General features: G+C 59.2%; 20 protein-coding genes and 1 tRNA gene. 15 read left to right on the top strand and 6 right to left on the bottom strand.

Going from position 1 to position 20,967, the window contains the following annotated elements:
- Positions 1 to 153: 153 nt before the first annotated feature.
- The gene (locus E5K03_RS10315) at positions 154 to 534 is read right to left on the bottom strand and encodes a Rid family detoxifying hydrolase (RefSeq protein ID WP_138006762.1); all 381 of its coding nucleotides are present in this window, start codon (positions 532 to 534) and stop codon (positions 154 to 156) included.
- Positions 535 to 689: 155 nt separating this feature from the next.
- Between E5K03_RS10315 and E5K03_RS10310 the strand changes: the two genes are divergently transcribed.
- The 4 genes from E5K03_RS10310 (at position 690) to E5K03_RS10295 (ending at position 5,844) form a co-directional block, all read left to right on the top strand.
- A complete protein-coding gene (locus tag E5K03_RS10310) occupies positions 690 to 1,988 on the top strand; it encodes an NAD-binding protein (protein WP_138006795.1) in 1,299 nt (432 codons plus the stop codon).
- A gap of 3 nt (positions 1,989 to 1,991) precedes the next feature.
- Positions 1,992 to 3,848: a BCCT family transporter gene (locus E5K03_RS10305; RefSeq protein ID WP_138006761.1), complete on the top strand. Its 1,857-nt coding sequence runs from the start codon at positions 1,992 to 1,994 to the stop codon at positions 3,846 to 3,848.
- Between the two features lie 237 nt (positions 3,849 to 4,085).
- A complete protein-coding gene (locus E5K03_RS10300) occupies positions 4,086 to 4,718 on the top strand; it encodes a class I SAM-dependent methyltransferase (protein ID WP_138006760.1) in 633 nt (210 codons plus the stop codon).
- A 232-nt stretch (positions 4,719 to 4,950) separates the two neighbouring features.
- Complete coding sequence (locus E5K03_RS10295; RefSeq protein ID WP_138006759.1) at positions 4,951 to 5,844, top strand: bifunctional methylenetetrahydrofolate dehydrogenase/methenyltetrahydrofolate cyclohydrolase; 894 nt, start codon at positions 4,951 to 4,953, stop codon at positions 5,842 to 5,844.
- Between the two features lie 308 nt (positions 5,845 to 6,152).
- Here the strand turns inward: E5K03_RS10295 and E5K03_RS17235 are convergent, their stop codons facing one another.
- On the bottom strand, positions 6,153 to 6,308 hold the full coding sequence (locus E5K03_RS17235) for a hypothetical protein (protein WP_171006670.1): 156 nt from the start codon (positions 6,306 to 6,308) through the stop codon (positions 6,153 to 6,155).
- Positions 6,309 to 6,705: 397 nt separating this feature from the next.
- Between E5K03_RS17235 and E5K03_RS10290 the strand changes: the two genes are divergently transcribed.
- Both E5K03_RS10290 and E5K03_RS10285 read left to right on the top strand, forming a co-directional pair.
- Complete coding sequence (locus E5K03_RS10290; RefSeq protein WP_138006758.1) at positions 6,706 to 7,374, top strand: helix-turn-helix domain-containing protein; 669 nt, start codon at positions 6,706 to 6,708, stop codon at positions 7,372 to 7,374.
- Positions 7,375 to 7,498: 124 nt separating this feature from the next.
- On the top strand, positions 7,499 to 8,875 hold the full coding sequence (locus E5K03_RS10285) for an aminomethyl transferase family protein (RefSeq protein WP_138006757.1): 1,377 nt from the start codon (positions 7,499 to 7,501) through the stop codon (positions 8,873 to 8,875).
- A gap of 190 nt (positions 8,876 to 9,065) precedes the next feature.
- Here the strand turns inward: E5K03_RS10285 and idsA3 are convergent, their stop codons facing one another.
- Together idsA3 and E5K03_RS10275 are read right to left on the bottom strand one after the other, a co-directional pair.
- Entirely contained in the window at positions 9,066 to 10,112 is a 1,047-nt protein-coding gene (gene idsA3 / locus E5K03_RS10280; RefSeq protein ID WP_138006756.1) for a geranylfarnesyl diphosphate synthase, read from the bottom strand.
- Positions 10,112 to 11,458 (bottom strand): ribonuclease J, encoded by a 1,347-nt coding sequence (locus E5K03_RS10275; RefSeq protein WP_138006755.1) that lies wholly within the window; start codon positions 11,456 to 11,458, stop codon positions 10,112 to 10,114. Before E5K03_RS10275 ends, idsA3 begins: the two co-directional genes overlap by 1 nt.
- Before the next feature lie 302 nt (positions 11,459 to 11,760).
- Between E5K03_RS10275 and E5K03_RS10270 the strand changes: the two genes are divergently transcribed.
- The 5 genes from E5K03_RS10270 to E5K03_RS10250 all read left to right on the top strand — a co-directional run bounded on the left by E5K03_RS10270 (position 11,761) and on the right by E5K03_RS10250 (position 17,017).
- Positions 11,761 to 11,991 carry an LSM domain-containing protein gene (locus E5K03_RS10270; RefSeq protein WP_138006754.1) on the top strand — a complete coding sequence of 77 codons (231 nt, stop codon included), beginning with the start codon at positions 11,761 to 11,763 and terminating at the stop codon, positions 11,989 to 11,991.
- Positions 11,988 to 12,161 (top strand): 50S ribosomal protein L37e, encoded by a 174-nt coding sequence (locus E5K03_RS10265; RefSeq protein WP_138006753.1) that lies wholly within the window; start codon positions 11,988 to 11,990, stop codon positions 12,159 to 12,161. Before E5K03_RS10270 ends, E5K03_RS10265 begins: the two co-directional genes overlap by 4 nt.
- A gap of 215 nt (positions 12,162 to 12,376) precedes the next feature.
- Complete coding sequence (gene purF / locus E5K03_RS10260; RefSeq protein ID WP_138006752.1) at positions 12,377 to 13,891, top strand: amidophosphoribosyltransferase; 1,515 nt, start codon at positions 12,377 to 12,379, stop codon at positions 13,889 to 13,891.
- Between the two features lie 137 nt (positions 13,892 to 14,028).
- The gene (locus tag E5K03_RS10255) at positions 14,029 to 14,790 is read left to right on the top strand and encodes a halocyanin domain-containing protein (RefSeq protein ID WP_138006751.1); all 762 of its coding nucleotides are present in this window, start codon (positions 14,029 to 14,031) and stop codon (positions 14,788 to 14,790) included.
- A 103-nt stretch (positions 14,791 to 14,893) separates the two neighbouring features.
- Entirely contained in the window at positions 14,894 to 17,017 is a 2,124-nt protein-coding gene (locus E5K03_RS10250) for a beta-glucosidase (protein WP_138006750.1), read from the top strand.
- An 8-nt stretch (positions 17,018 to 17,025) separates the two neighbouring features.
- Here E5K03_RS10250 and E5K03_RS10245 read toward each other — a convergent pair whose 3' ends face one another.
- Positions 17,026 to 17,586 carry a DUF420 domain-containing protein gene (locus tag E5K03_RS10245; RefSeq protein WP_138006749.1) on the bottom strand — a complete coding sequence of 187 codons (561 nt, stop codon included), beginning with the start codon at positions 17,584 to 17,586 and terminating at the stop codon, positions 17,026 to 17,028.
- Between the two features lie 182 nt (positions 17,587 to 17,768).
- On the opposite strand from E5K03_RS10245, the gene E5K03_RS10240 reads away from it, so the two are divergent.
- Positions 17,769 to 17,853 (top strand) — tRNA-Leu (locus E5K03_RS10240).
- 53 nt (positions 17,854 to 17,906) lie between these two features.
- Here the strand turns inward: E5K03_RS10240 and E5K03_RS17230 are convergent.
- A complete protein-coding gene (locus E5K03_RS17230; RefSeq protein WP_171006669.1) occupies positions 17,907 to 18,047 on the bottom strand; it encodes a hypothetical protein in 141 nt (46 codons plus the stop codon).
- 79 nt (positions 18,048 to 18,126) lie between these two features.
- Here E5K03_RS17230 and E5K03_RS10235 point away from each other — a divergent pair, with 79 nt between their 5' ends.
- The 3 genes from E5K03_RS10235 (at position 18,127) to E5K03_RS10225 (ending at position 20,953) form a co-directional block, all read left to right on the top strand.
- Positions 18,127 to 18,648, top strand: coding sequence for a helix-turn-helix domain-containing protein (locus E5K03_RS10235; protein ID WP_138006748.1), 522 nt, complete (start codon positions 18,127 to 18,129; stop codon positions 18,646 to 18,648).
- A 71-nt stretch (positions 18,649 to 18,719) separates the two neighbouring features.
- Positions 18,720 to 19,937, top strand: a complete 1,218-nt coding sequence (locus E5K03_RS10230; RefSeq protein ID WP_138006747.1) for an alanine--tRNA ligase-related protein — start codon at positions 18,720 to 18,722, stop codon at positions 19,935 to 19,937.
- Positions 19,934 to 20,953 (top strand): AIR synthase family protein, encoded by a 1,020-nt coding sequence (locus E5K03_RS10225; protein ID WP_138006746.1) that lies wholly within the window; start codon positions 19,934 to 19,936, stop codon positions 20,951 to 20,953. The genes E5K03_RS10230 and E5K03_RS10225 overlap by 4 nt, the downstream gene beginning before the upstream one ends.
- Positions 20,954 to 20,967 lie beyond the last annotated feature (14 nt).

Raw genomic sequence — 20,967 nt, 5'->3', positions numbered from 1 at the left:
GCGACCAACCGGGAGCGCGACGGGAATTAAAGATTCGCACGCTTTACCGCCCGATTCTGGGCGTGATGTGTCTCTGCGAACGCCACGGGTCACCCGACCCGTGGTACTTTACAACCAATCTCGAGACTGTTGTAAAAAAGCGTCCGCTGCGCGCTATTCGGTCGTCGCGATCGCTTCGATCTCGACGGCTGCGCCTTTGGGAACTGATCCGACACCGACGGCACTTCTGGCGGGCGGCTCTTCGGTGAAAAAGCCGCTGTAGGCCTCGTTGAACTCGTCGAAGTCATCGATATCGTCGAGATAGACGGTCGTTTTGAGTACTGCTTCGAGTCCGAGGCCCTCCGATTCGAGGATCGCTTCGACGTTTCGCAGACACTGTTTTGTCTGTTCGGCGACCGGTTCGTCGTCGAGCAATTCTCCGTCGACGGTCAGCGGAAGCTGTCCGGCGGTGATGAGTAACTCGCCGTTCGTCGTTGCCTGACTGTACGCGCCTACTGCGGCCGGTGCGTCGTCCGTGCTGATTGTTCGTTTCACGATCGGACGTCTCTCGTCCGGTTTCTTAAAACCCGGTTCGGCCGAGTAGCCGTTGCTCAACCAGTACGAAGTCTGATGTTTTGTGCTAACTAGGTGACGGCGCCAACTGAGAGGCTCCTCCGGCAGGCTTTTTATATGCGCTCGGACAACGTGTGATAGTGGTTGACTCACCCGATAGTTCCGACCGTGCGTTTGAGGACGTGTTCTATCCAGCCGATCGCGTCTCCTTTGTCGACTGGAGAGAGATCTCTGGCGCGAAACCTGCGGTTGCGATCGTTGGAATCGTCACCATCCTCTCGTTCGTTACGGGACTTTCGAACCTGAGTCAACTGACCGTCCCGACCGATGGCCCCGTCGCAGCGATCCTCCCCGCTGCAGAGATTTTTGTCCGTTTCGGAGGCGTATTATTCGCATTCCTGTTGGGGATCATTACTGTTGGGCTCAGCCGTCGCAAGCGGCTTGCGTGGCGTGCGGCGGTTGTTACCCTCCCGTTACTCCTCTTGCTGCCGCTTGTGAGCCTGCAACCGCGGGACTTTCCGCTCTTGCTTGCCATAATCGCCTCATACCCGTTGTTGCTCGCGAATCGCGACAGTTTTGATCAGCGTATTGAACTGTCATCGCTGCAGATCGCTGCGCTGTTTTCATTCATCGGGGTTGGAGTTTACGGCACTGTCGGCTCTTACGGCTTGCGTGATCAGTTCCTCGAAATGGAGACGTGGGGGGACGCGGTCTACTATGTGATCGTCACGATCGCGACTGTTGGCTACGGCGACATCACGCCGCTCACCCCAGAAGCCCAACTGTTTTCTCTATCGATTATTCTGCTTGGGACTGGTGCGTTCACTGTCGCTGTGGGGACGCTCATCGGTCCGGCGATCGAATCTAGAATGGCTGCTGCCTTTGGAAACATGACCGCATCAGAACTGACGCTCTTGGAAGACCACGTCGTCGTGCTCGGCTACGGCGACGTGACGGAATCGTTGCTCGAGGAAGTCGCCCCGGACGCTGACGTCGTCGTCGTGACGCCTGATGCGGCCACCGCGAGCGATCTAAAGGATGAGGACGTCAATGTGCTCACCGAAGATCCGACTGATGAGTCCGTCCTCGAAGATACACGCATCAGTGCCGCCCGTGGCGTCGTCGTCAGCGGCCCTGATGACGGCCGGGATGCGCTCGCGATTATCGCGGTCCGGAACGTCGACCCCGACGTCCGTATTGTCGCAGCGGCCAACGAGGGCAAGCACACAAAGAAACTCGCCGGCGTCGGTGCCGACGCTGTCATCAATCCGCGCGCCATCGGCGGGAGATTGCTCGGTCAATCGGTTCTCGGTGACCTCAAATCGATCACCGCAGCCGATCTCGTCGTCGAATCCGACGCGGTCGTCGGCACACCAGACGGTCCAGAGGAACCACCGGAAGCAAACACGCAGACCAATTCAGACGATCGCCCATAACCTATGAGCACCCAACATACCCATTCTCTGGAAGCGACGGTCGCCAGTCTGCTCGTCCCGTTTTTCCTTCTGTCTGGCATTGCGGTGTTGTCCGCGTTTTTCTTTCCAACGTTTGTTGGGGAAGCAGTAACCGGTCGGGCGTGGCTTGCGATCGCACTCGTCTTTTTCATTTCTGGGCTTGGGTATCTCTCGCTGCTGCCGTACGCAGATGGGGACGAAAACAGCGAGAGCCCGGTGTTATTGACGATCCGCCGCGAACGCCTGCGCACTGCTACAGACAGCTTTCTCGCACACCACCGTCCGGAGGGACTGATCCTCGTCGTTGTGGTCCTTCTCGCTTACCTCCTTGCGCAGCTCATCATCCCTGCGCCGACGACACGGGCCGTTTCCGCTGCGGCAGACACCGTGCTTTCAGTTGGTGGCCCTGTTGTGGCAGGGATTATCCTGCTGGCGGTGTTGTACTGTCTGCTCTTGCTTTTGGGGCCGTGGGGTGCGGTCACACTCGGTGGTCCCGAGGACGAGCCAGCGTACACCTATCCGATATACGTCACGCTGATTTTCACCGCTGGGATCGCTGCCGGGATCGTTTTCTGGGGTCCTGCGGAGGCGCTGTTTCACTACAGTGCGCCACCGCCAGCGATCGGCGCTGCCCCCGAATCCACCGGAGCGATTGACGGAGCGTTGACGTACTCGTTGTTCCACTGGGGGATCTCCGCGTGGAGCGCCTACGCTGTTCTCGGGGTCCCGATCGCGTACTTTGTCTTCGTCCGGGATGCACCACTTCGCGTCTCTGCGATCCTTGTGCCGATCTTCGGCGCGGCCGCCGCAGACACGCTATGGGGGCGGCTCGTCGACACACTGGCCGTGTTTGCGACGATCGGCGGGATCGCGACGTCGATCGCGCTCGTGAGCGAGCAGTTCCTCGCAGGGATCAGCTTCCAGTGGGGGGTAACAACCGGTGCAATTGGCCCGGCGCTTTTCATTTTGGCCCTGACTCTGATTTACGTGCTCTCGTGTGTCACGGGTATTCACCGCGGGATCCGCCGAATCGCGGTCCTCACCGTGGTACTCTTCGTTGCCTTTGGACTGTTGATCGTTGCGGTTGGGCCGCGCCCGTTCCTGGTTAAGCGATCGGCGGGGGCGATCGGCGGCTATCTCGCAGGATTTGTGCCGCTGAGCGTGTACACAGGAGACGGCTCCGGGTGGGTGGCCGCTTGGACCTACTGGAACTGGCTATGGTGGTTCTCGTGGGCGCCATTCGCTGGCGTGTTTATTGCGGCAATATCCCGAGGGCGGACGATCCGGACAGTTGTATTCACGAGTGTGGTCGCAACTGCGGGTGCAACGATGGTCTGGTTCTTTCTCCTGGGAGGGACGTCACTGCACGCCCAGCACACTGGGCGGGTCGATATCCTCGCGGCAGTGAACGATGCGGGCGGATCGGAGGCGATCGTTGGCTTTCAGCTGCTGTCGTCGCTGCCGCTCGGAGAGCTGTTCATCTTCCTGTTTTTGGGGCTGATTATCGTGTTCATGGTAACCTCTGCAGGAGTCTCGACGCTCGTGACCTCGATCATCGCAACCCGCCCGGGCGTTGCGCCCTCGACCGTCGATATCGTCTTCTGGGGCGGCTTTCAGGGGATCGTTGCGCTCTCAGTGTTGTTCGTCGGCGGGGCCGAAACCTTACAGTCGATCGCCGTGCTCACCGGCGTGCCGTTTGCGCTGCTCGCGCTTGTCGCGATGGCCGCGTTTCTGTGGACACTCTGGAAGTCTGAGCGAGGCCACACGTCGATCGTCCGGCAGGCGTACGACGCGCTGCCGAAGATCCAACTGCACCACGACTTCGACAACGAAGAGCGGTAGAATCGATGGAGGCCTGCGAGTAAGAGAATTTGCGGTTGGTGTCGATTTGCATCAGTACTTGAAAACACGGTTCTGTTGGAATCCGCAGAGATTGAGAGGAACTGGTTGCTAAAACGACTCTCCGAGTGCCGAGGCCACCGATTTACTGGTACCAGAGCGTTGGAGATGAAAGGTAGGGCGTGGCATACGTATGCACACTGTCAAAACACTCTTTTTTACTCTCATTACACACAGAATATGGTTGATAAAAAAGTCGTGTTACAGGGATATGAGGATATTGCGGATGTCTATGCCGAGGAGAGATCACCAAGCGACGAGGAGCAGAAAGCCCTGGCGTCGTTTTTCAAGAAGCTTTCGACTGAGTCACGGGTGCTGGACGCTGGCTGTGGAGGGGGCAAGCCAGTGCTCCAGCAGCTGACCAGTCAGTCACAATGGGCAACCGGGCTTGACTTTTCTGCACAACAGCTGGAGAAGGCTCAGTCTAACGCTCCGGAAGCAAGATTACTGCGTGGCGATATGACTCGATTACCGCTATCCGGCAGCACAATTGATGCTGTGCTCGCCTACCACTCGTTGATCCACGTCCCGGCCGGAGAACACCAGGCAGTCATTGACGAGTTTGCACGAGTTCTTCGTCCAGGTGGTCATCTACTCGTGTCGGAAGGCCCCGGCGAATGGCAGGGAACGAATCAGGATTGGTTAGACGCTGATACCGAGATGCAATGGTACATTGCCGGTGCTGAGGCGACCCGAGTGCAACTGGAGAACGCAGGCTTCCAGATCGAAACCGAGTACGGCGCTCCGAATACACTTGCAGAGGACGAAGAGGCAAGCTGGATTTTCTTCGATGCAACACGTGATCGCAGATAGTGACAATACATTGTTATATTACTAGATCGCCATTGAATAACGAAATCGTATTACCAGCGACTGATATCAAATGGTGCAGTATTCCACACGGTGAACTATACGCGATCGCACCGAGATAGCATGCAACTCGACGCGCGGGGTGCAGTGTATCGTGGCGGATCGCTCGGCGAGGCGATCGGCCCGCACCGAAACGACTGTGGAGCCCCGGCGTGGATACATACACGAACTCACCATGACAACGATAATTGACGGCAATTCAGTGGCCGAAGAGATCCAAGCTGGCGTCGAAGACTGTGTCGAGACGCTCTCGGCGGCAGATGAGACACCTGGCCTCGCGACGGTACTCATGAGCGACGATGGGGCCAGCGCGACGTACGTTTCGATGAAACAGCGGACCTGTGAGGAGCTCGGAATCAACAGCTTTCACCACGAGATTGACCCCGAGGCACCGGCCGAGGAGCTATTTTCGAAGATTGACGAACTCAACGACGATCCGGACGTTCACGGGATTCTCGTCCAGATGCCGGTACCCGATCACGTGGACAAACGAACCGTCCTAAACCGGATTGACCCGATGAAAGACGTCGACGGATTCCATCCCGAAAATGTGGGCCGGCTCGTAGCAGGGAACGCGCGGTACAAACCCTGTACGCCCCACGGTGTCCAGAAAATTCTCGATGCGTACGATATCGAAACTGAGGGCGCAGACGCCGTGGTCGTCGGGCGATCGGACATCGTCGGCAAGCCGATGGCGAACCTGCTCATTCAGCGCGACGACGGCGGCAACGCGACAACGACAGTCTGTCACTCCCGAACCAAGGACCTGGCTGCAAAAACCCGAAACGCCGATCTCGTCGTGGTCGCTGCGGGCGTTCCCGAGATGGTGGACGGCGACATGATCGGCGAGGGTGCGACGGTTATCGACGTGGGTATCAACCGCGTTGACGCCGACACCGAGAAAGGCTACGAACTCATCGGCGATGTCGACTTCGAGAGCGCGAAACAGAAGGCGGGCGCGATCACGCCGGTTCCGGGTGGCGTTGGTCCGCTGACGATCGCGATGTTGATGTACAACACGGCAAAGGCAGCGAGCCTGCAGTCCGGCGTCGAGATCGATCTGCCCTAACACTGCCGCAGCGGTCCTGACCGCTAGTTTTTAAAAACAGTGATAGTTCCGCATTCACACTTAACACGCTGGTATGATATATCATGACTGGGCTCTGTGCCCAATTGAGCCCGCAGCGTATGTCCCGTAACGGCCTCGAGTGGGTGCTCGTCTGACATACTTGGTGGGCACTGCCCACCTACTGCACCCGTTTTCCAACCGCAGATTCGACAGCGCAGCGGCTACCGGTCATCGTTCTTGGAAAATAGCTGCTATTCAATCGTCAAAAAGTGCGAACGCGGATTGGACTGTTACCCGCGTTTTCGTGCTTACTCGTCTTTTCGTGCCGGCATCCGGACGACGCCGTGCAGCTTGAACTTCGAGAGGAACTGCTCAATGCGATCGAACGTCGGCAGCGCCATCGCAGGGAGGTAGAATTCGTTCGACTCTGTGTCTTTTTGGAGGCGCGGTTTTGCGTTACTCATTACATCTATACATAGAGGATGGACACGCATAGCTTCATGCACGTATATTTACAGGCATATATATGCTGAAATAATCCAACGAACAATTGTGAGCGTTTTGGGTGGTACCACGTCTCTTGGGAGTGGTTTTCATAATCCTGTGGCCAGTCCGTCTGGTTCGGTGACGAATCCGACGATAGCAAACCTTATTGACCGAATGTGTATTATCAGTAGTATCTGCTGTAAACCGCGTCCATTTCGACGCTGAGATGAGCTGATCGACGAGTCGGATCACGAACTGTTGGTTCAATCGATCCACGACTGCGATGGGTTCGAAGACTCGTCTCCCGCGTCGAAACCACACTGAACGCACGCATTCAAACAGCATACGAACACACCCACGATCGATATCACATCTATGTCGATAACGGCTAAAATACACATTGAACACGAACGCCTCGCGCTCGTTCCGACGCTGCGGAGCCTCGATGGCGTCAGTATTCGCGTCATTACACAGGGCAACACCGATCCGGGCGCGGCACTCTTCCCGTTTCTCATCGAGTACGACGATCCTGACGCCGTCGAGGCGGCGCTTGACGACGATCCAACCGTCGAAGAACACAGCCTTGTCGACTGGACCAACGACACCGGGATCTACTACATCAAACACACCCCGGAAACGAAGCTCATCAGTTCGATCGTCACTGACGTCAACGGCGTTCTCGTTCACACCGAGACAAAAAACGATGGTTGGCTTGTCCGGCTGTTGCTGCCGAACAGAAAGGCGCTCAGCACGATCTGGGAGTATACCCGCGAGAACGACATCAGGCTCGATATCCTCGAAATCTACAGCAATGACGACGCCGACGGAGCGGGATCATACGGGCTCACTGCCGAACAAGAGGTGGCCCTCCAGTTGGCCTACGAGACGGGGTATTTCAGCGAGCCACGGGAGATCTCACTCAGTGAAGTCGCCGAGCAGATGGATCTCTCCTCGACAGCCATGAGCGGACGACTGCGCCGAGGGATGCGTAACCTCATCGCAGCTACCGTCGCAGACGACGAGTCTGGCGATCGCGATCGGTGACCTGTTTGGTGGTTCTGTGTCAGTCGACAGCACTGTGAGATTCCTCACGATTAACGGCAGTATATAAACGGGGGAAACTATCAGGGAGTGATTTTATGGGCTGTGCAAGGAATCCTTTACCAGCATGTCAGGCAACGACGAGCATCCGAATTATCCAAGTGTTGACCAGTCCGATCGAGTCGTTCCACGGAACCTCCGCCAAAGCGGAGATCCAGGAATCCAGATGCTGGTCTCGACCCGCGTACGCAAATCCCCGTTCTTCCACAAGTCGTTCGGTGAGGAGGGCGCGTGGCGCTGTACCGTCTACAACCGTCTGTACCACCCACGTGGCCTTGTCGAACCTGAAGACGGCGGCGCGATGGCAGAGTACGAGGCACTAACCGAGCGCGTCACGCTCTGGGACGTCGCGGTCGAGCGACAGATTCGCGTCAAAGGCCCCGACGCCGAAGCGCTAACGAACAAGGTCATCACTCGTGACGCCCGGGAGATTGAAACAATGAACGGCAAGTACGTCATCCTCTGTAACGAGGACGGCGGTATTCTGAACGATCCTGTCTTGTTGCGTCCAGAAGAGGACGAGTTCTGGTTCTCGATTTCCGATTCGACGCTCATGCAGTGGCTCCAGGGTGTCAACGTCGGTATGGACTATGATGTCGAGATCGACGAGATCGACGTCGCCCCGATGCAGATTCAGGGGCCACTCTCCGAGGACGTCATGATCGACGTTGTCGGTGAGAGTGTCAGCGACATCCCGTACTACGGACTCATGGAGGCCGAAATCAATGGGGCGGAGGTGCTCATCAGCCAGACCGGATTCTCCGGGGAGAAAGGCTTCGAGATCTACGTCAAAGACGCGTCGAAGCACGCCGAACGCGTCTGGGATCCGGTCCTCGGTTCGGTCAAAGACCACGGCGGAATGCAGATCGCGCCGGGACACCACCGCCGGATCGCCGCCGGCATCCTCTCGTGGGGCCAGGACATGGACCACGAGACATCGCCATTCCAGGTCAACCTCGGCTACCAAGTTCCCGACGACAAGGACGTCGACTACATCGGCAAGGAAGCCCTCGAGGCACAGAAAGAACAGATCGAAAACGGCGAGTATCCGTTCAACCACAAGCTGATCGGCCTCAAGATGGCTGGGGAGCCGATCCGCGAGTACGCGCCGGACTTCTGGCTCATTTCCGACCCAGAAACGGGCGACGAGGTCGGCTACCTCACCTCGCCGTGGTACAACCCAGAACTCGAGACGAATATCGGGATGGGATTCGTCCCTGCAGAGATGCTCCAGGAGGCGACCGACGCGCCGCTCAACGACAAGATCTACGAGGAAGATCTCGACCTCGAGTTCGAGGTTCACCTCCCTGACGAGTACGCCGAAGAGCCCGGCGAGCCGGTGTTTGCGACAGTCGCGAAGGTGCCGTTCAAAGAGTCGGTTAACCCAAGCGCCCGCGAGCAGGCCAAACTCAACGCGAAGCAGGAAGCCCAACAGAACGACTGATCGATACGCGCTGAGCGCTACTCGCGACACGATCGACTTGGGCAGGATCGGCACACAAATTCGTTTCATTTTTTGTCGCCACGACGCAGAGCGTAGCCGCTGGGAACCTCTGATTGGTAGCCTCAAAACCAACACCAACGCCAAAGCCAAAGCCAAAGCCAATACCGCAACGAGGCGCCGGGGCTGTCGTTCAGTAGCCTCGAGAGATCAAGTAATCCGCGATCTCACGGAGCAGTGCTCGCGGCTCGTTGTCGGGAAGTACTTCCAGACGAGCCTTGCCACGATCGGTCAAATCCTGGGCCATCTCTCTGGCGTAGTCAATACTGCCAACCCGATCGAGTTCGGCAACGGCGGCATCAATGTCGTCCTCGGTCACCGCGTCAGGATCTGTGGCGTCGACGAGCGAGTCGACATCGAGGCCTTGTTGTCTCGCGTGGAGGGTGATGAGCGTCTCTTTGTTCTCCACGAGATCAGATCCGCGCTGCTTGCCGAGTTTCTCGCTCGGAACCGTGAGGTCCAACACGTCGTCTTGGATTTGGAATGCACGCCCCGAGTCGATGCCATAGCGGTACAGGGCTTCGACGGTCTCTTCGTCGGCGTCCATAAGGACGGCCGGGACCGCAGCCGCCGCGCCGTACAACACAGCCGTCTTGAGTTCGACCATCTCGAGGTACTCCTCGGGGAGAACCTGTTGTCTGGCCTCGAACGCGACGTCGAGGGACTGCCCTTCACAGATTTCTGTGCACGTCGACGCGAGCAGGTGGACCGCTTCTAACGCGTTCGCGGGGGCTGCGTCGGTTTCGGTCATTGTCTCAAACGCCTTCGAGTAGAGGGTGTCGCCTGCGAGGATCGCCGTGGAGGTGTCGTACTCCTTGTGGACAGCCGGGACGCCCCGGCGGAGATCGTCATCGTCCATGATGTCGTCGTGGATCAGCGTGAACGACTGGATAACCTCGATCGACACCGCCGCTTTCATGATGTCGATCGTCTCATCTGAGAGCGACGGGAACGATCGATACGACATCGAAAGCGGTTCGACGTCCGCAAGCGCCTCCGCGGCGATCAACGAAACCGTTGGGCGGAGTCGTTTCCCACCGGCCTCGAGGATGTAGCGGGTCGCCTCGTACAATCGTTCGGGGTCCTGCATTGGCAGTTCCTCGTCGATCGCCGTGTTGATCTGCTCGCGACGCTGTCCGACCGCGTCTAACACCCGCTCTTCGGCGGCGTCCGAGGACATTACTCCACCAGCTGAATGATATTGCCGTTCTGCGTCGTGTGGATGTCCCGGCCGAGCTCGTAGCCTTGGCCCCGACATAGGTCGACGTACGGTGCGAGGCCCTTGAGATTCTGGTGGGCCGGGATGATGTGCTGTGGCTGCAGCGCGTCGAGCATCGTATAGTGGCCCTCCTCACGAAGGTGCCCTGACACGTGGATGTCGTCGTAGATCCGTGCGCCCTGCATCTTCAACAGGCGCTCGGACTGGTAGCGCTGGCCCTCGTTTGTCGGCTCGGGAATGACTCGCGCTGAGAACAGCACTTTGTCGCCATCGTCCAGTTCGTATGGGGTTTCGCCGCGGCCCATCCGGGTGAGCATCGCCCGCGGCTCGCCCTGGTGGCCCGTGACGACGGGCAGGAAGTTCTCTTTGCCTTCCTTCATGATCCGCTTGAACGTCCGATCGACCGACTTTCGGTGGCCGTACATCCCAAGATAGTCGGGGAACTCGACGAAGTCGAGCCGTTCTGCGGTGCCAGAGTACTTTTCCATCGATCGGCCCAGAAGCACCGGCTCGCGGCCGATGTCTTCGGCAAATTCGACGAGCGACTTCACCCGCGCGATGTGACTCGAGAACGTCGTTGCGACGATTCCGCCGTCGTAGTCTTCGATCGACGTCATCACGTCCTTGAGATGTCGTCGTGCGACCGATTCAGACGGCGTGCGTCCCTTGCGACCGGCGTTTGTGCAGTCTTCGATGTAACAGAGGACGCCGTTGCCCTCCCGACCGATCTCGCGGAACCGCTTCATATCAATCGGGTCCCCGATGACCGGCGTGTGGTCCATCCGCTTGTCGAGTCCGTAGACGATCGCGCCCTCTGGCGTGTGCAATACGGGGTTGATCGCGTCGATAATCGAGTGAGTGACGTTGACGAACTCAAGTTCGCATTTCCCGCCGATGTCCATTGTTTCGCCGGCGGACATCTTCACGAGGTCGTTTTCGACGTTGAATTTATTTTCGTCTTGTAGCTGCTGTTTGACGAGTTCGATCGTAAACGGTGTCGCGACGACCGGCGCGTTGTACCGGTGAGCGAGCTTCGAGATCGCCCCAATGTGGTCGAGGTGACCGTGGGTCGGGACGATCGCTTTCACGTCGCCTTCGAGGTCGCTCATGACCCGATCGTCTGGGATCGCGCCCATGTCGATCAGGTCGAGGCTGTGCATCTTTTCGGTCTCTACGTTGTCGTGGATCAGCACCTGCGAGAGGTTCAGGCCCATGTCGAAGATGACGACGTCTTCGCCCGCGCGAATGGCCGTCATCTGTCGGCCTACCTCTTCGTAGCCGCCGATCGTTGCGATTTCTATTTCCATAGTTTTCTTCTCCGAGCATCGAAATGCCACGCTGTGGCGAGGGTGCTCACGTAAATCCGCGAGGAGGCCGCATCCGGTGTGGTCCGTCCGTGTTTGACCCCGCTATGTTTCGGCCGGTGCCGTCGGAAAGTCACCCGTCTCCGAAACACTTACCCGCGGGTTTCGTTGGCTCACCATTGGACGGCCGGTATTAAAACTCCGTGGGTTCGCGCGCCGAGAGCGGACCGTCCACACGGCACTCGGGTCGTCACACTGGCGGTGCTTCCGGTACGTTTAATACCGACTCGGAACGCCCTCGAAACATGACTGGACGACCGCTGGACGTACTCGAAGAAGCGCTCGCAGAGACTGTGACCGTGCAATTGAAAGACGATTCGGTCGTCTATGGGGTGCTTTCGGGCTACGATCAGCACATGAATGTCGTTCTCGATCGCGAGGGGGCCGACGAGACTACTGTGCGGGACCCCACAGCAGACCCGGTCGAAGACACAACGATTATACGCGGCGATAACGTCGTTTCGATAACTGTATGACTGGCGCTGGAACTCCCACCCAAGGTAAAAAGAACAAAACCACGCACGTGAAATGTCGACGCTGCGGCGAGAAATCCTACCACAGCCGAAAGAAGGTCTGTTCGTCCTGTGGCTTCGGGAAGTCCGCGAAACGGCGTGATTACGCCTGGCAAACGAAAGCCGGCGAGTAGCTACGGACGCTTCTTCGATCGTCGATATTTTCACCGCGAGTTGTGCGTTTGTATTGTGTTCTTTTTGTCGCGGCGATGCTCCCAGATCGATCGTCGCCACGGTGATTACAACCAATCTGCGATGTATCCATGTTCGTGGATATATCGGTGGATGATGGAGCCAGGATAACCCAAACACGTGCTTTTTTATCTGTTCGAGCACACGCTACGGATATATGCCAACCGGCCGGGATTCGAGCTACTCCGCTGACGGGCCGACTGAAAAATGTGGTGTCGTCGGGATATCGCTCGCCGATCGGGCCGCGGCGCGGCCGCTGTACTACTCGTTGTACGCGCTGCAACATCGTGGCCAGGAATCGGCGGGAATCGTCACGCATGACGGCTTCCAACAGCACAGCCACGTTGAGATGGGCCTAGTCGGTGATGCATTTACCGAATCCGACCTTGACGCGCTGAACGGCCCAACAGGGATCGGCCACGTGCGGTATCCAACCGCTGGCAGCGTCAATTCCTGTTGTGCGCAGCCGTTTTCGGTGTCGTTCAAGTCTGGCTCGCTCGGACTGTCACACAACGGTAACCTCGTCAACGCCGGGGAGTTGCGATCGGAACTCGAAAATCTCGGTCACGCGTTCACCTCCGACGGTGACACGGAAGTGATCGCCCACGATATCGCGCGAAACCTCCTTGATTCTGATCTCATTCGGGCGGTCAAGCGAACAATGGAGCGCATCCACGGCTCGTACTCGCTTGCAATCATGCACGACGATACGGTCATTGGGCTCCGCGATCCGCAAGGTAATCGTCCATTGTGTATTGGGAAACTTGATGACGGCTACGTATTGGCCTCCGAATCTGCCGTTATCGACACGCTTGATGGCGAACTCGTTCGCGACGTCCGCCCAGGTGAGTTGATCGTCTTGGAGAAAAACGGCGCAGGATTTGACTCCTATCAGCTGACGAATCGTGACAATACTGCCCACTGCTTTTTCGAACACGTCTACTTTGCCCGGCCGGATTCGATCATCGACGAGAAACTTGTCTACGAGGTCCGCCGCACACTGGGCCGAAAACTCTGGGAGGAAAGCGGCGTCGAGACCGACGTTGTGTTGCCGGTTCCGGACTCGGGGCGGGCATTCGCCTCCGGGTACGCCGACGCAGCCAACGAGACCACTGCCGAGGGCGAACCGCGCCCAGAAGACGACACCGGCGTCGAGTTCGCAGAAGGCCTGATGAAAAACCGCTACGTTGGCCGGACGTTCATCATGCCGACTCAGGACGAGCGAGAACGTGCGGTCCGGCTCAAGCTCAACCCGATCAAGAGCACGATCGACGGTAAGACCGTCACCATCATCGACGACTCGATCGTCCGCGGAACGACGTCAAATCAGCTCGTGAGCCTCCTCAAAGACGCCGGCGCCGAGGAAGTCCACATGCGCGTGGGATCGCCGCCGATCCTCGCGCCGTGTTACATGGGTATTGATATGGCGACCCGTGAAGAGCTCATTGCCGCGAACAACACCGTCGACGAGATCCGCGAGATCATTAATGCCGACAGTCTCGCGTACCTGTCGATCGACGCAATCGCCGAGGCGCTCGAAAGCGAGCGCATCGATCTCTGTTTAGGCTGTGTTACCGGTGAGTACCCCTACGACATCGACGGTGAGGCGACCGATAGAGACGTTACCCGCCCGGCGATCGACGGCGCGGATGCGGCGCTTGCAGACGACTGAGGGCGTGACTCCGGTCGGTAGTCCTGTCACAGATTGGCCCGGCCCGTATTTTCGATATAACCGAATATGTTCGGAGATGTTCTCGGGTACCGAGAGGAACCGACGATCTTAGTGGGTTATGCGTGTAGCGGTTAGATATGAACGAGACACCGACCGGATCAACCACAGAGTCGAACACAGCGGACTCTGACAGTCCACGGCTCTCGAGACGCGGCTGTCTCCGTGTGGGAGTCGCCGCAGCAGCGATCGGCACGACGGCGATCGCCCCGGTGGCCGCTCAGGATTCAGATCCCTACGACGGCTTTTTCGAGGATGTCGACAACTACGAGGGGACTGTCGACGCCCGCAGCGAGGACTCGGTGACCGTCGCAGTCGGCGCCGGTGATGGGATTCAGTTCGATCCGGCGGCCGTGCTCGTCGATCCGGGCACAACCGTGACGTGGGAGTGGACCGGCGAGGGTGGCGGCCACAACGTCGCTGAAGTCGACGGCACGTTCGAGAGCGAAGTCGTTGAGGATGCCGATCACACCTTCGAACACACGTTCGAGGATGAAGGTATCTTCCAGTATGTCTGTACGCCTCACGAGGCGCTCGGAATGAAAGGTGCGATCGCCGTCGGCGATGTCATCGACGAGGAGGAACTCATCGGTGGCGACACGGGTGACGCCGGCGGCGACGGCGGCGGTGGTGGCGACGGTGACGGCGGTGGAAGCGACGGTGACGGCGGTGGAAGCGACGGTGGCGATGGTGACCGCGCTGACAGTGGCACAGCGGGGACCGCGTTCCCGATTTCGACCGGGGCGCTCATCGGCGGTGCGGGCGTAATGGCACTGCTGTCGCCGGCGCTGTTTGCGATCGTCCTCAAATTTGTCTACCGTGAAGAACCGCCGGATCAGTAGCCACCATTTGGGTCGAAACTGTAGTCTCTCACGGCGCGGTTAGCGTACACTCATTGAAACCCTGAGAGTCATATCGATCGCGATCGTTAGATCAACCAGACGCATGTCAGACACTTCTCGCGTCGATCGTCTTCTCACGCAACTCACACGGTCCGAAAAGATCCGGTTGACTCACGGTGCTGTCGATCCGGAGGGCCGTGCAACGGGGTACATCCAGGGCGTCGATCGCCTCGATATCCCGTCGCTGTCGCTCGTCGACGGGCCATTGGGCGTTCGGATTCCAGCGGAGACCTCGACAGCCTTTCTGGCCCCGATCGCGCTTGCGGCGACGTTCGACGCCGATCTTGCGCGGCGACACGGCCAGGCACTCGGCGCTGCGACGCGATCAGCCGGCCAGGACGCGCTGTTGGCACCGGGAACGAACCTGATTCGCGTCCCACAGAACGGCCGCAACTTCGAGTACTTCTCGGAGGATCCGGTGTTGTCCGCGGCAATGAGTGCGGCGGTCGTCTCGGGAATTGAAGCCGAGGACGTCATCGCGACGCCGAAACACTACGTCGCCAACAATCAGGAAACCTACCGTGCATCGATCAGTGCCTCGATCGACGATCGAACGCTCAGAGAGCTGTACCTTCCGTCGTTTCGTGCGGCTGTAAACGCCGGCGCAGGGTCGGTCATGACCGCATACAACAGTGTGAATGGAACACGAATGAGCGATCACCACGAACTCGTGAGCGAGGTATTAAAAGACGAGTGGGGGTTCGACGGATACGTCGTCTCTGATTGGTACGGAACCGAGATGGCCGTTGCTGCGGCACGCGGCGGGTTAGACGTCGAGATGCCGGCGATTCCGATGGGTGAAACTGCTGGTATCGAGGATGAGACGGCAGATCAAGGCAACTCAGCTCCGGAGGAGTTCGAGATTCCTGAGACGGTTGCCCGTGGGATGCCCGATCCTGCAACCTGTGAGGGGTTCAATGCGGCGCTGCCCGCTGCGATTGAGGCTGGCGAGCTCTCGACCGATCGCCTCGACGACATGGTTCGGCGAGTGTTGGGCGCGATGGACTCGATCGGGCTGTTGAGCGGCGATCGAACGACAGCGAGCGTCGAGAGCGACTTCGAGGACCTTGCCTTCGAGGTCGCAACCCGCGGAACTGTCCTGCTCAAAAACGACAACACGCTGCCGCTGGCAGACGAGGCGGATATCGCCGTGATCGGGCCGAACATCGACACTGCGCTCTTGGGTGGCGGTGGCTCTTCGGAGACGACACCCGAAATGGAGAGTGCGCCGATCGACGGGATCCGCGCCCGGGCGATCGGCACGGTGACCGAGACGTACGGTCTTCCCCGGATCGCAGATCTCTCGATGTTCGAACTGCTGGCGGGCGAAAGCGCAGATGAGACCGACAGTGGTCGTGAGCCAGACATTGACGGCGCAGTCGCGGCGGCGGCCGACGCGGATGTCGCGGTCGTGTTTGTCCGCGATCGGGCGACCGAGGCGATCGACAAAGACGACCTGCGGCTCCCGGGACGACAGGATGAACTGGTCGAGCGGGTCGCTGCGGCGAACGACCGCACCGTGGTTGTCTGCAACACCGGTGGGCCGATCGAGTTGCCGTGGCGTGAGTCGGTTGCGGCGATCGTCCAGAACTGGTATCCCGGCCAAGTCCACGGCGAGGCGATCGCTGCAGTGCTGTACGGCGATGTTGATCCGGGCGGTCGACTGCCGGTCACATTCGCGCCAGAGGAAACGTATCCGATTGCCAGTGACGAGCGGCGCTATCCCGGCGTCGACAGGACGGTCAACTACGACGAAGGTGTCTTTGTCGGGTACCGCTGGTTCGATCGCGAGGAAATCGAGCCGACGTACGCCTTTGGACACGGCAAATCGTATGCGAATTTCACGCACAGTTCGGCGACTGTGGTTGATGAGAGCGTTCGGGTTGCGGTTCAAAACACGAGCGATCGGACTGGACGTGAAGTCATCGAGGCATTCATCCGGCCACCTGAGACGTCGACGATCGAGCGACCAGTCCGGGAGTTTGCTGGTGCGACAAGCGTCTCAATTGCTCCAGGGGAGGAGCGTGCGGTGACAATCGATCTCGACGAACTCGCATTCTCGCGGTACGATCTTGAGCAGAGTTGGACAGTTGATCCCGGCGAGTACGTCGTCGAAGTCGGTCGATCGTCGCGGGATATCCGTGCGACGGCGGCGATCGAACGGTAGCGATCGCCCTAGTAAATCACGTACAAGAACAGATACACGGCGATCCCGAGCGTAAACGAAATAAGCCACAGTGACGCTGCGATGCGGCCGACTGTGCGGTGGCGGCTCTCGTATATTTCGGGGATCGATCGGGTTGCCCCAAGCAACAGCGCGTAGAAAACAAACGGGACGCAAACGATTGCGAGCAGGATGTGTATCGCAAGCATTGGCAGATAGAGGTAGGTATAGACGGCTGTTGGCCCCGGGAACGGTGACGGGCCGAGCAGTGTCACGCGATAGAGGTACAACACAAGAAAGACCGCGAACAGGGCAAATGAAGCGATCATGCGCCGTCTGTGTGTCTGTACTGCGCCGCGTTTGATCGCCCGCCATCCGCCGACGATCGTTGTAATTGCGGCGAGGCTCACCACGACGTTAATGTGCGGAATCGCCGAGAGTAGTGTTTGGCTTTCAGGGATGAGCGATTGGGGAATGACACCGCCAACGGCTCCAAAGACAAGCGCGAGTGAGACGATGCTGAGCGCGGCTGTGAGTGCGGGGACGTGGTCGCGTGCACGGACAAACGCCATGTGTATCTGTTGGCTCGCATCGTCGAAAACCGTTCGCATCTGTCTGTATTTTCTGTGGCCGATCGAGTCAATGAGGCCGACGCATTCGGTCGATTGTGCAATGAGAAGTCGGCCCACGGGAGCAGAAAAAGGAAGGGCTTTTACCTTATGGCAGGATAGCACCGAGTGCAGCAATTCACTGTGCGTGGGTAGCCAAGCCAGGCCAACGGCGCAGCGTTGAGGGCGCTGTCCTGTAGAGGTCCGCCGGTTCAAATCCGGTCCCACGCATCTCTCGTCTCGAACGTAGTGAGAGACGTGTATGCGTGACGGCCGGATTTGAATCAGGGAGCGAACGAAGTGAGCGACCGTGGTTCAAATCCGGTCCCACGCGTGATGACGCGCCGTGACCGATCGCTCTCCCCATCCGGCCCAACGCCTGAAAACCCGGTGAGCGATCGCTCTCCAGCTCCGATCGCATGCATATATCGAATACCAATCGCTCTCAGGCTCCGATCGCCTCCGAGGCGCGGATTTAACAGCAAGCACGCGGTATCTCGAACCATGACGAAGTATTCGACTGGGCGCGGCGGCGGTGGCGACGATGGCGGTGCCTGCGAGTTGTGTGGTGCTGAGAGCTCGAATCTGCGGCGGGCAAACGTCGCTGGGGCCAATCTCCTCGTCTGTGGTTCCTGTGCGCCCCACGGCGACAACCAACACAAACGCGAAAAGAAGCGCGATCAAAATCGCAACCGATCCGACTCTGAGCCGAATCAAAAAAAGCGGGCCGCACAGAAGACAGCCAAAGTGTACGACGCGGCCCGTGGCGACTCAACCCACTGGGAAAAAGAGGGGACGAACTACGAGCGCGATCGACTCCCGTACCTCGTCTCTGGCTACGGTGAGCAGGTCGAAATCGCTCGCCAGGAGGCCGGCCTCACGGTCGAAGAACTGGCCGAACGGCTCGATACCGACGAGGACACGGTGCTCGCTGTCGAACAGGGCCGCGCTGCCCGTGCGGGAGTCGGTGGGTCTGTCGTCAGAGCGATCGAAGAAGCGCTGTCGATCGAGATTGTCGACGAGTGATCCGGTTGGGCTCCGTCTGTCCCTGATCGAATCGCCGTATCTTTTTATTCAGGGTACACTGATGGTGTGGTATGACAGGCCAGTTGGCGGCCCGAGAGCCGTCGGTTCGGGAGTTCGAAGCGACGATCGAACGGATTGAGGGAACGGAGGTCGTCCTCTCGGAATCGTACTTTTACGCCGAAAGCGGCGGCCAGCCAGCCGATCGCGGCACGATCAGCGGGACCGTCGTTGTCAACGTTCAAGCGGATGCTGACGGGATCGTTCACACGCTCGCCGAGCCGATCGATGCCACGGAGGGCGAGACGGTTACAGCCGTGATCGACGACGCGTTTCGGACGTACTGTATGCGCGCGCACACGGCGAGTCACGCGCTCTACGGTGCGGGTCGACGACTGCTCGATGATCTCGGCTACGGTGGGTTCGATATCGACGAACAGAAAGTCCGGGTCGACTTCACTACGACGACCGACATTGACGACGAGGTACTTGTCGATCTCGAACGACTCACGAACCGGGCAGTCTGGGAGTCTCGACCCGTCTCGTGGGAGGCTGTGCCGACAGCAGAGGCAACCGCGATGGACGAGATCGCGTTCAACACCAAAACTGAGGAGGGGGCGATGGCTGGATCGGACGAGGTTCGTGTCGTGACGATCGGCGCGGCAGCCGATGACGACGACCCATGGGACGTGGCCGCCTGTGGGGGAACACACGTCAGAAATACTGCAGAGATCGGACCCGTTTCAGTGCTCTCGCGGTCGAATCCCGGAGAGGGGATGACCCGGATAGAGTTTGCCGTCGGGCCGACAGGGATCGATCGCCTTGCTGAGGTCCACGGTGCCGTACGGTCGGCTGCAGGCGCCGCTGGAACCAACCTCGGTGACCTCCCTGAGACGGTTTCGCGGCTGCGTTCCGAACGTGAGTCGCTCCGCGAGGAGGTGAACCAACTCACCTCGGAACTTATCTCACGCGAACTTGCCGCCTTCGAGTCGATCCAACGCGATGACTCGACGTGGGCGATCGGAACGCTAGACGGATTCGAGACGAACGAAGTCGGTGACGCGGCCAGAGACGCAGCCGGTGATCTCGCCGACGTTATTGCGGCCGTCGGAGCGGGCAACGCGCCGTATGTGGTCGTCGCCTCAACGGGCGATGTCGCCGCGGGAGATGTGATCGACGATGTGACCGCTGAATTCGGCGGCGGGGGCGGTGGAAGCCCCACATTCGCACAGGGTGGTGGCCTTAGTGCTGATCCTGCGGCGGTCGTCGAGTATCTCCGCACTGGGCGATGATCGGAAAGCTCGATCCCGCCGTCCTATCGCGAATCCTCTCACGAACTGGTGCGGAGAACCCTGACGTGATCACGGGTGCGGCCTACGGCGAGGACGCGGCAGCGATCGATCTCGGCGAGGAGACGCTCGTCGTGAGTTCGGATCCGATCTCGTTGGCCGCCGAATCCGCCGGGACGCTCGGCGTCCACATCGCGGCCAACGACGTGGCCGCCTCTGGGGCGGACCCGGAGTTCCTGACGAACGTGATCTTTCTTCCTGATGACGATCAGGATATGCTTGACACGCTCACGACACAACTTGACGCGGCAGCAAAATCGATCGATGTGGCAATTGTCGGTGGGCACACCGAATACCTGTCAGAGCTGTCTCGGCCGACCCTTTCGCTGACGTGTCTGGGGCGAACCGATCAATACGTCCCAACCGGCGGCGTCTCTGTGGGCGATCGAATCCTGTTGACGAAGGGCGCAGCCATTGAGGGAACCGCAATCTTGGCAAGCGACTTCGCGTCAACGCTTCGCGATCGCGGCGTCGACGAGGACGTGATCGACATCGCAACGGGGTTCTTCGCGGAGATCAGCGTTCTTCCCGAATCCCGCATTTCTCGCGAGCACGCGAGCGCGATGCACGACCCGACCGAGGGCGGCGTTCGGGCGGGACTCGTTGAACTCGCCGAAGCTTCGGGTGTCGATCTGTCGATCGAGCGCGATCGGGTTCCGATCCGCCCCGAAACGGAGACGATCTGTGCCGCAATGGGGGTCGATCCGCTCGCGATCTTCGGATCGGGAGCATTGCTTATTGCTGTCGCTCCATCTGAGGCCGAGATGGTGGTCTCGGCGCTCGCGGATGCGTCGATTGATGCGGCGACAATTGGGCACGCAATCGACTCAGCCGACGGCGATCGCGAGGGGACGGACGCGGAAGGTACAGACGAGCCTGACGGTGCGCTCGTGCTCGATGGTGAGCGGATCGCTGATCCCGGCCGCGACGAGCTGTATCCGCTGTGGGAGTACACGTAGTCGGAAACACTCAT

The sequence above is a fragment of the Halalkalirubrum salinum genome (genome assembly GCF_005543295.1).
GTDB lineage: Archaea > Halobacteriota > Halobacteria > Halobacteriales > Haloferacaceae > Halalkalirubrum > Halalkalirubrum salinum.
This window is presented reverse-complemented; position numbering and strand designations above follow the sequence as displayed.

What these genes read in the sequence shown, in the direction of transcription:
- E5K03_RS10255 (WP_138006751.1), top strand. Translation starts at nt 14,029, where the DNA reads ATGAACGAGACACCGACCGGATCAACCACAGAGTCGAACACAGCGGAC.
- E5K03_RS10270 (WP_138006754.1), top strand. Translation starts at nt 11,761, where the DNA reads ATGACTGGACGACCGCTGGACGTACTCGAAGAAGCGCTCGCAGAGACT.
- E5K03_RS10225 (WP_138006746.1), top strand. Translation starts at nt 19,934, where the DNA reads ATGATCGGAAAGCTCGATCCCGCCGTCCTATCGCGAATCCTCTCACGA.
- E5K03_RS17235 (WP_171006670.1), bottom strand. Translation starts at nt 6,308, where the DNA reads ATGAGTAACGCAAAACCGCGCCTCCAAAAAGACACAGAGTCGAACGAA.
- E5K03_RS10230 (WP_138006747.1), top strand. Translation starts at nt 18,720, where the DNA reads ATGACAGGCCAGTTGGCGGCCCGAGAGCCGTCGGTTCGGGAGTTCGAA.
- E5K03_RS17230 (WP_171006669.1), bottom strand. Translation starts at nt 18,047, where the DNA reads ATGCATGCGATCGGAGCTGGAGAGCGATCGCTCACCGGGTTTTCAGGC.
- E5K03_RS10235 (WP_138006748.1), top strand. Translation starts at nt 18,127, where the DNA reads ATGACGAAGTATTCGACTGGGCGCGGCGGCGGTGGCGACGATGGCGGT.
- E5K03_RS10300 (WP_138006760.1), top strand. Translation starts at nt 4,086, where the DNA reads ATGGTTGATAAAAAAGTCGTGTTACAGGGATATGAGGATATTGCGGAT.
- E5K03_RS10305 (WP_138006761.1), top strand. Translation starts at nt 1,992, where the DNA reads ATGAGCACCCAACATACCCATTCTCTGGAAGCGACGGTCGCCAGTCTG.
- E5K03_RS10250 (WP_138006750.1), top strand. Translation starts at nt 14,894, where the DNA reads ATGTCAGACACTTCTCGCGTCGATCGTCTTCTCACGCAACTCACACGG.
- E5K03_RS10290 (WP_138006758.1), top strand. Translation starts at nt 6,706, where the DNA reads ATGTCGATAACGGCTAAAATACACATTGAACACGAACGCCTCGCGCTC.
- idsA3 (WP_138006756.1), bottom strand. Translation starts at nt 10,112, where the DNA reads ATGTCCTCGGACGCCGCCGAAGAGCGGGTGTTAGACGCGGTCGGACAG.
- E5K03_RS10245 (WP_138006749.1), bottom strand. Translation starts at nt 17,586, where the DNA reads ATGGCGTTTGTCCGTGCACGCGACCACGTCCCCGCACTCACAGCCGCG.
- E5K03_RS10275 (WP_138006755.1), bottom strand. Translation starts at nt 11,458, where the DNA reads ATGGAAATAGAAATCGCAACGATCGGCGGCTACGAAGAGGTAGGCCGA.
- E5K03_RS10285 (WP_138006757.1), top strand. Translation starts at nt 7,499, where the DNA reads ATGTCAGGCAACGACGAGCATCCGAATTATCCAAGTGTTGACCAGTCC.
- E5K03_RS10295 (WP_138006759.1), top strand. Translation starts at nt 4,951, where the DNA reads ATGACAACGATAATTGACGGCAATTCAGTGGCCGAAGAGATCCAAGCT.
- purF (WP_138006752.1), top strand. Translation starts at nt 12,377, where the DNA reads ATGCCAACCGGCCGGGATTCGAGCTACTCCGCTGACGGGCCGACTGAA.
- E5K03_RS10265 (WP_138006753.1), top strand. Translation starts at nt 11,988, where the DNA reads ATGACTGGCGCTGGAACTCCCACCCAAGGTAAAAAGAACAAAACCACG.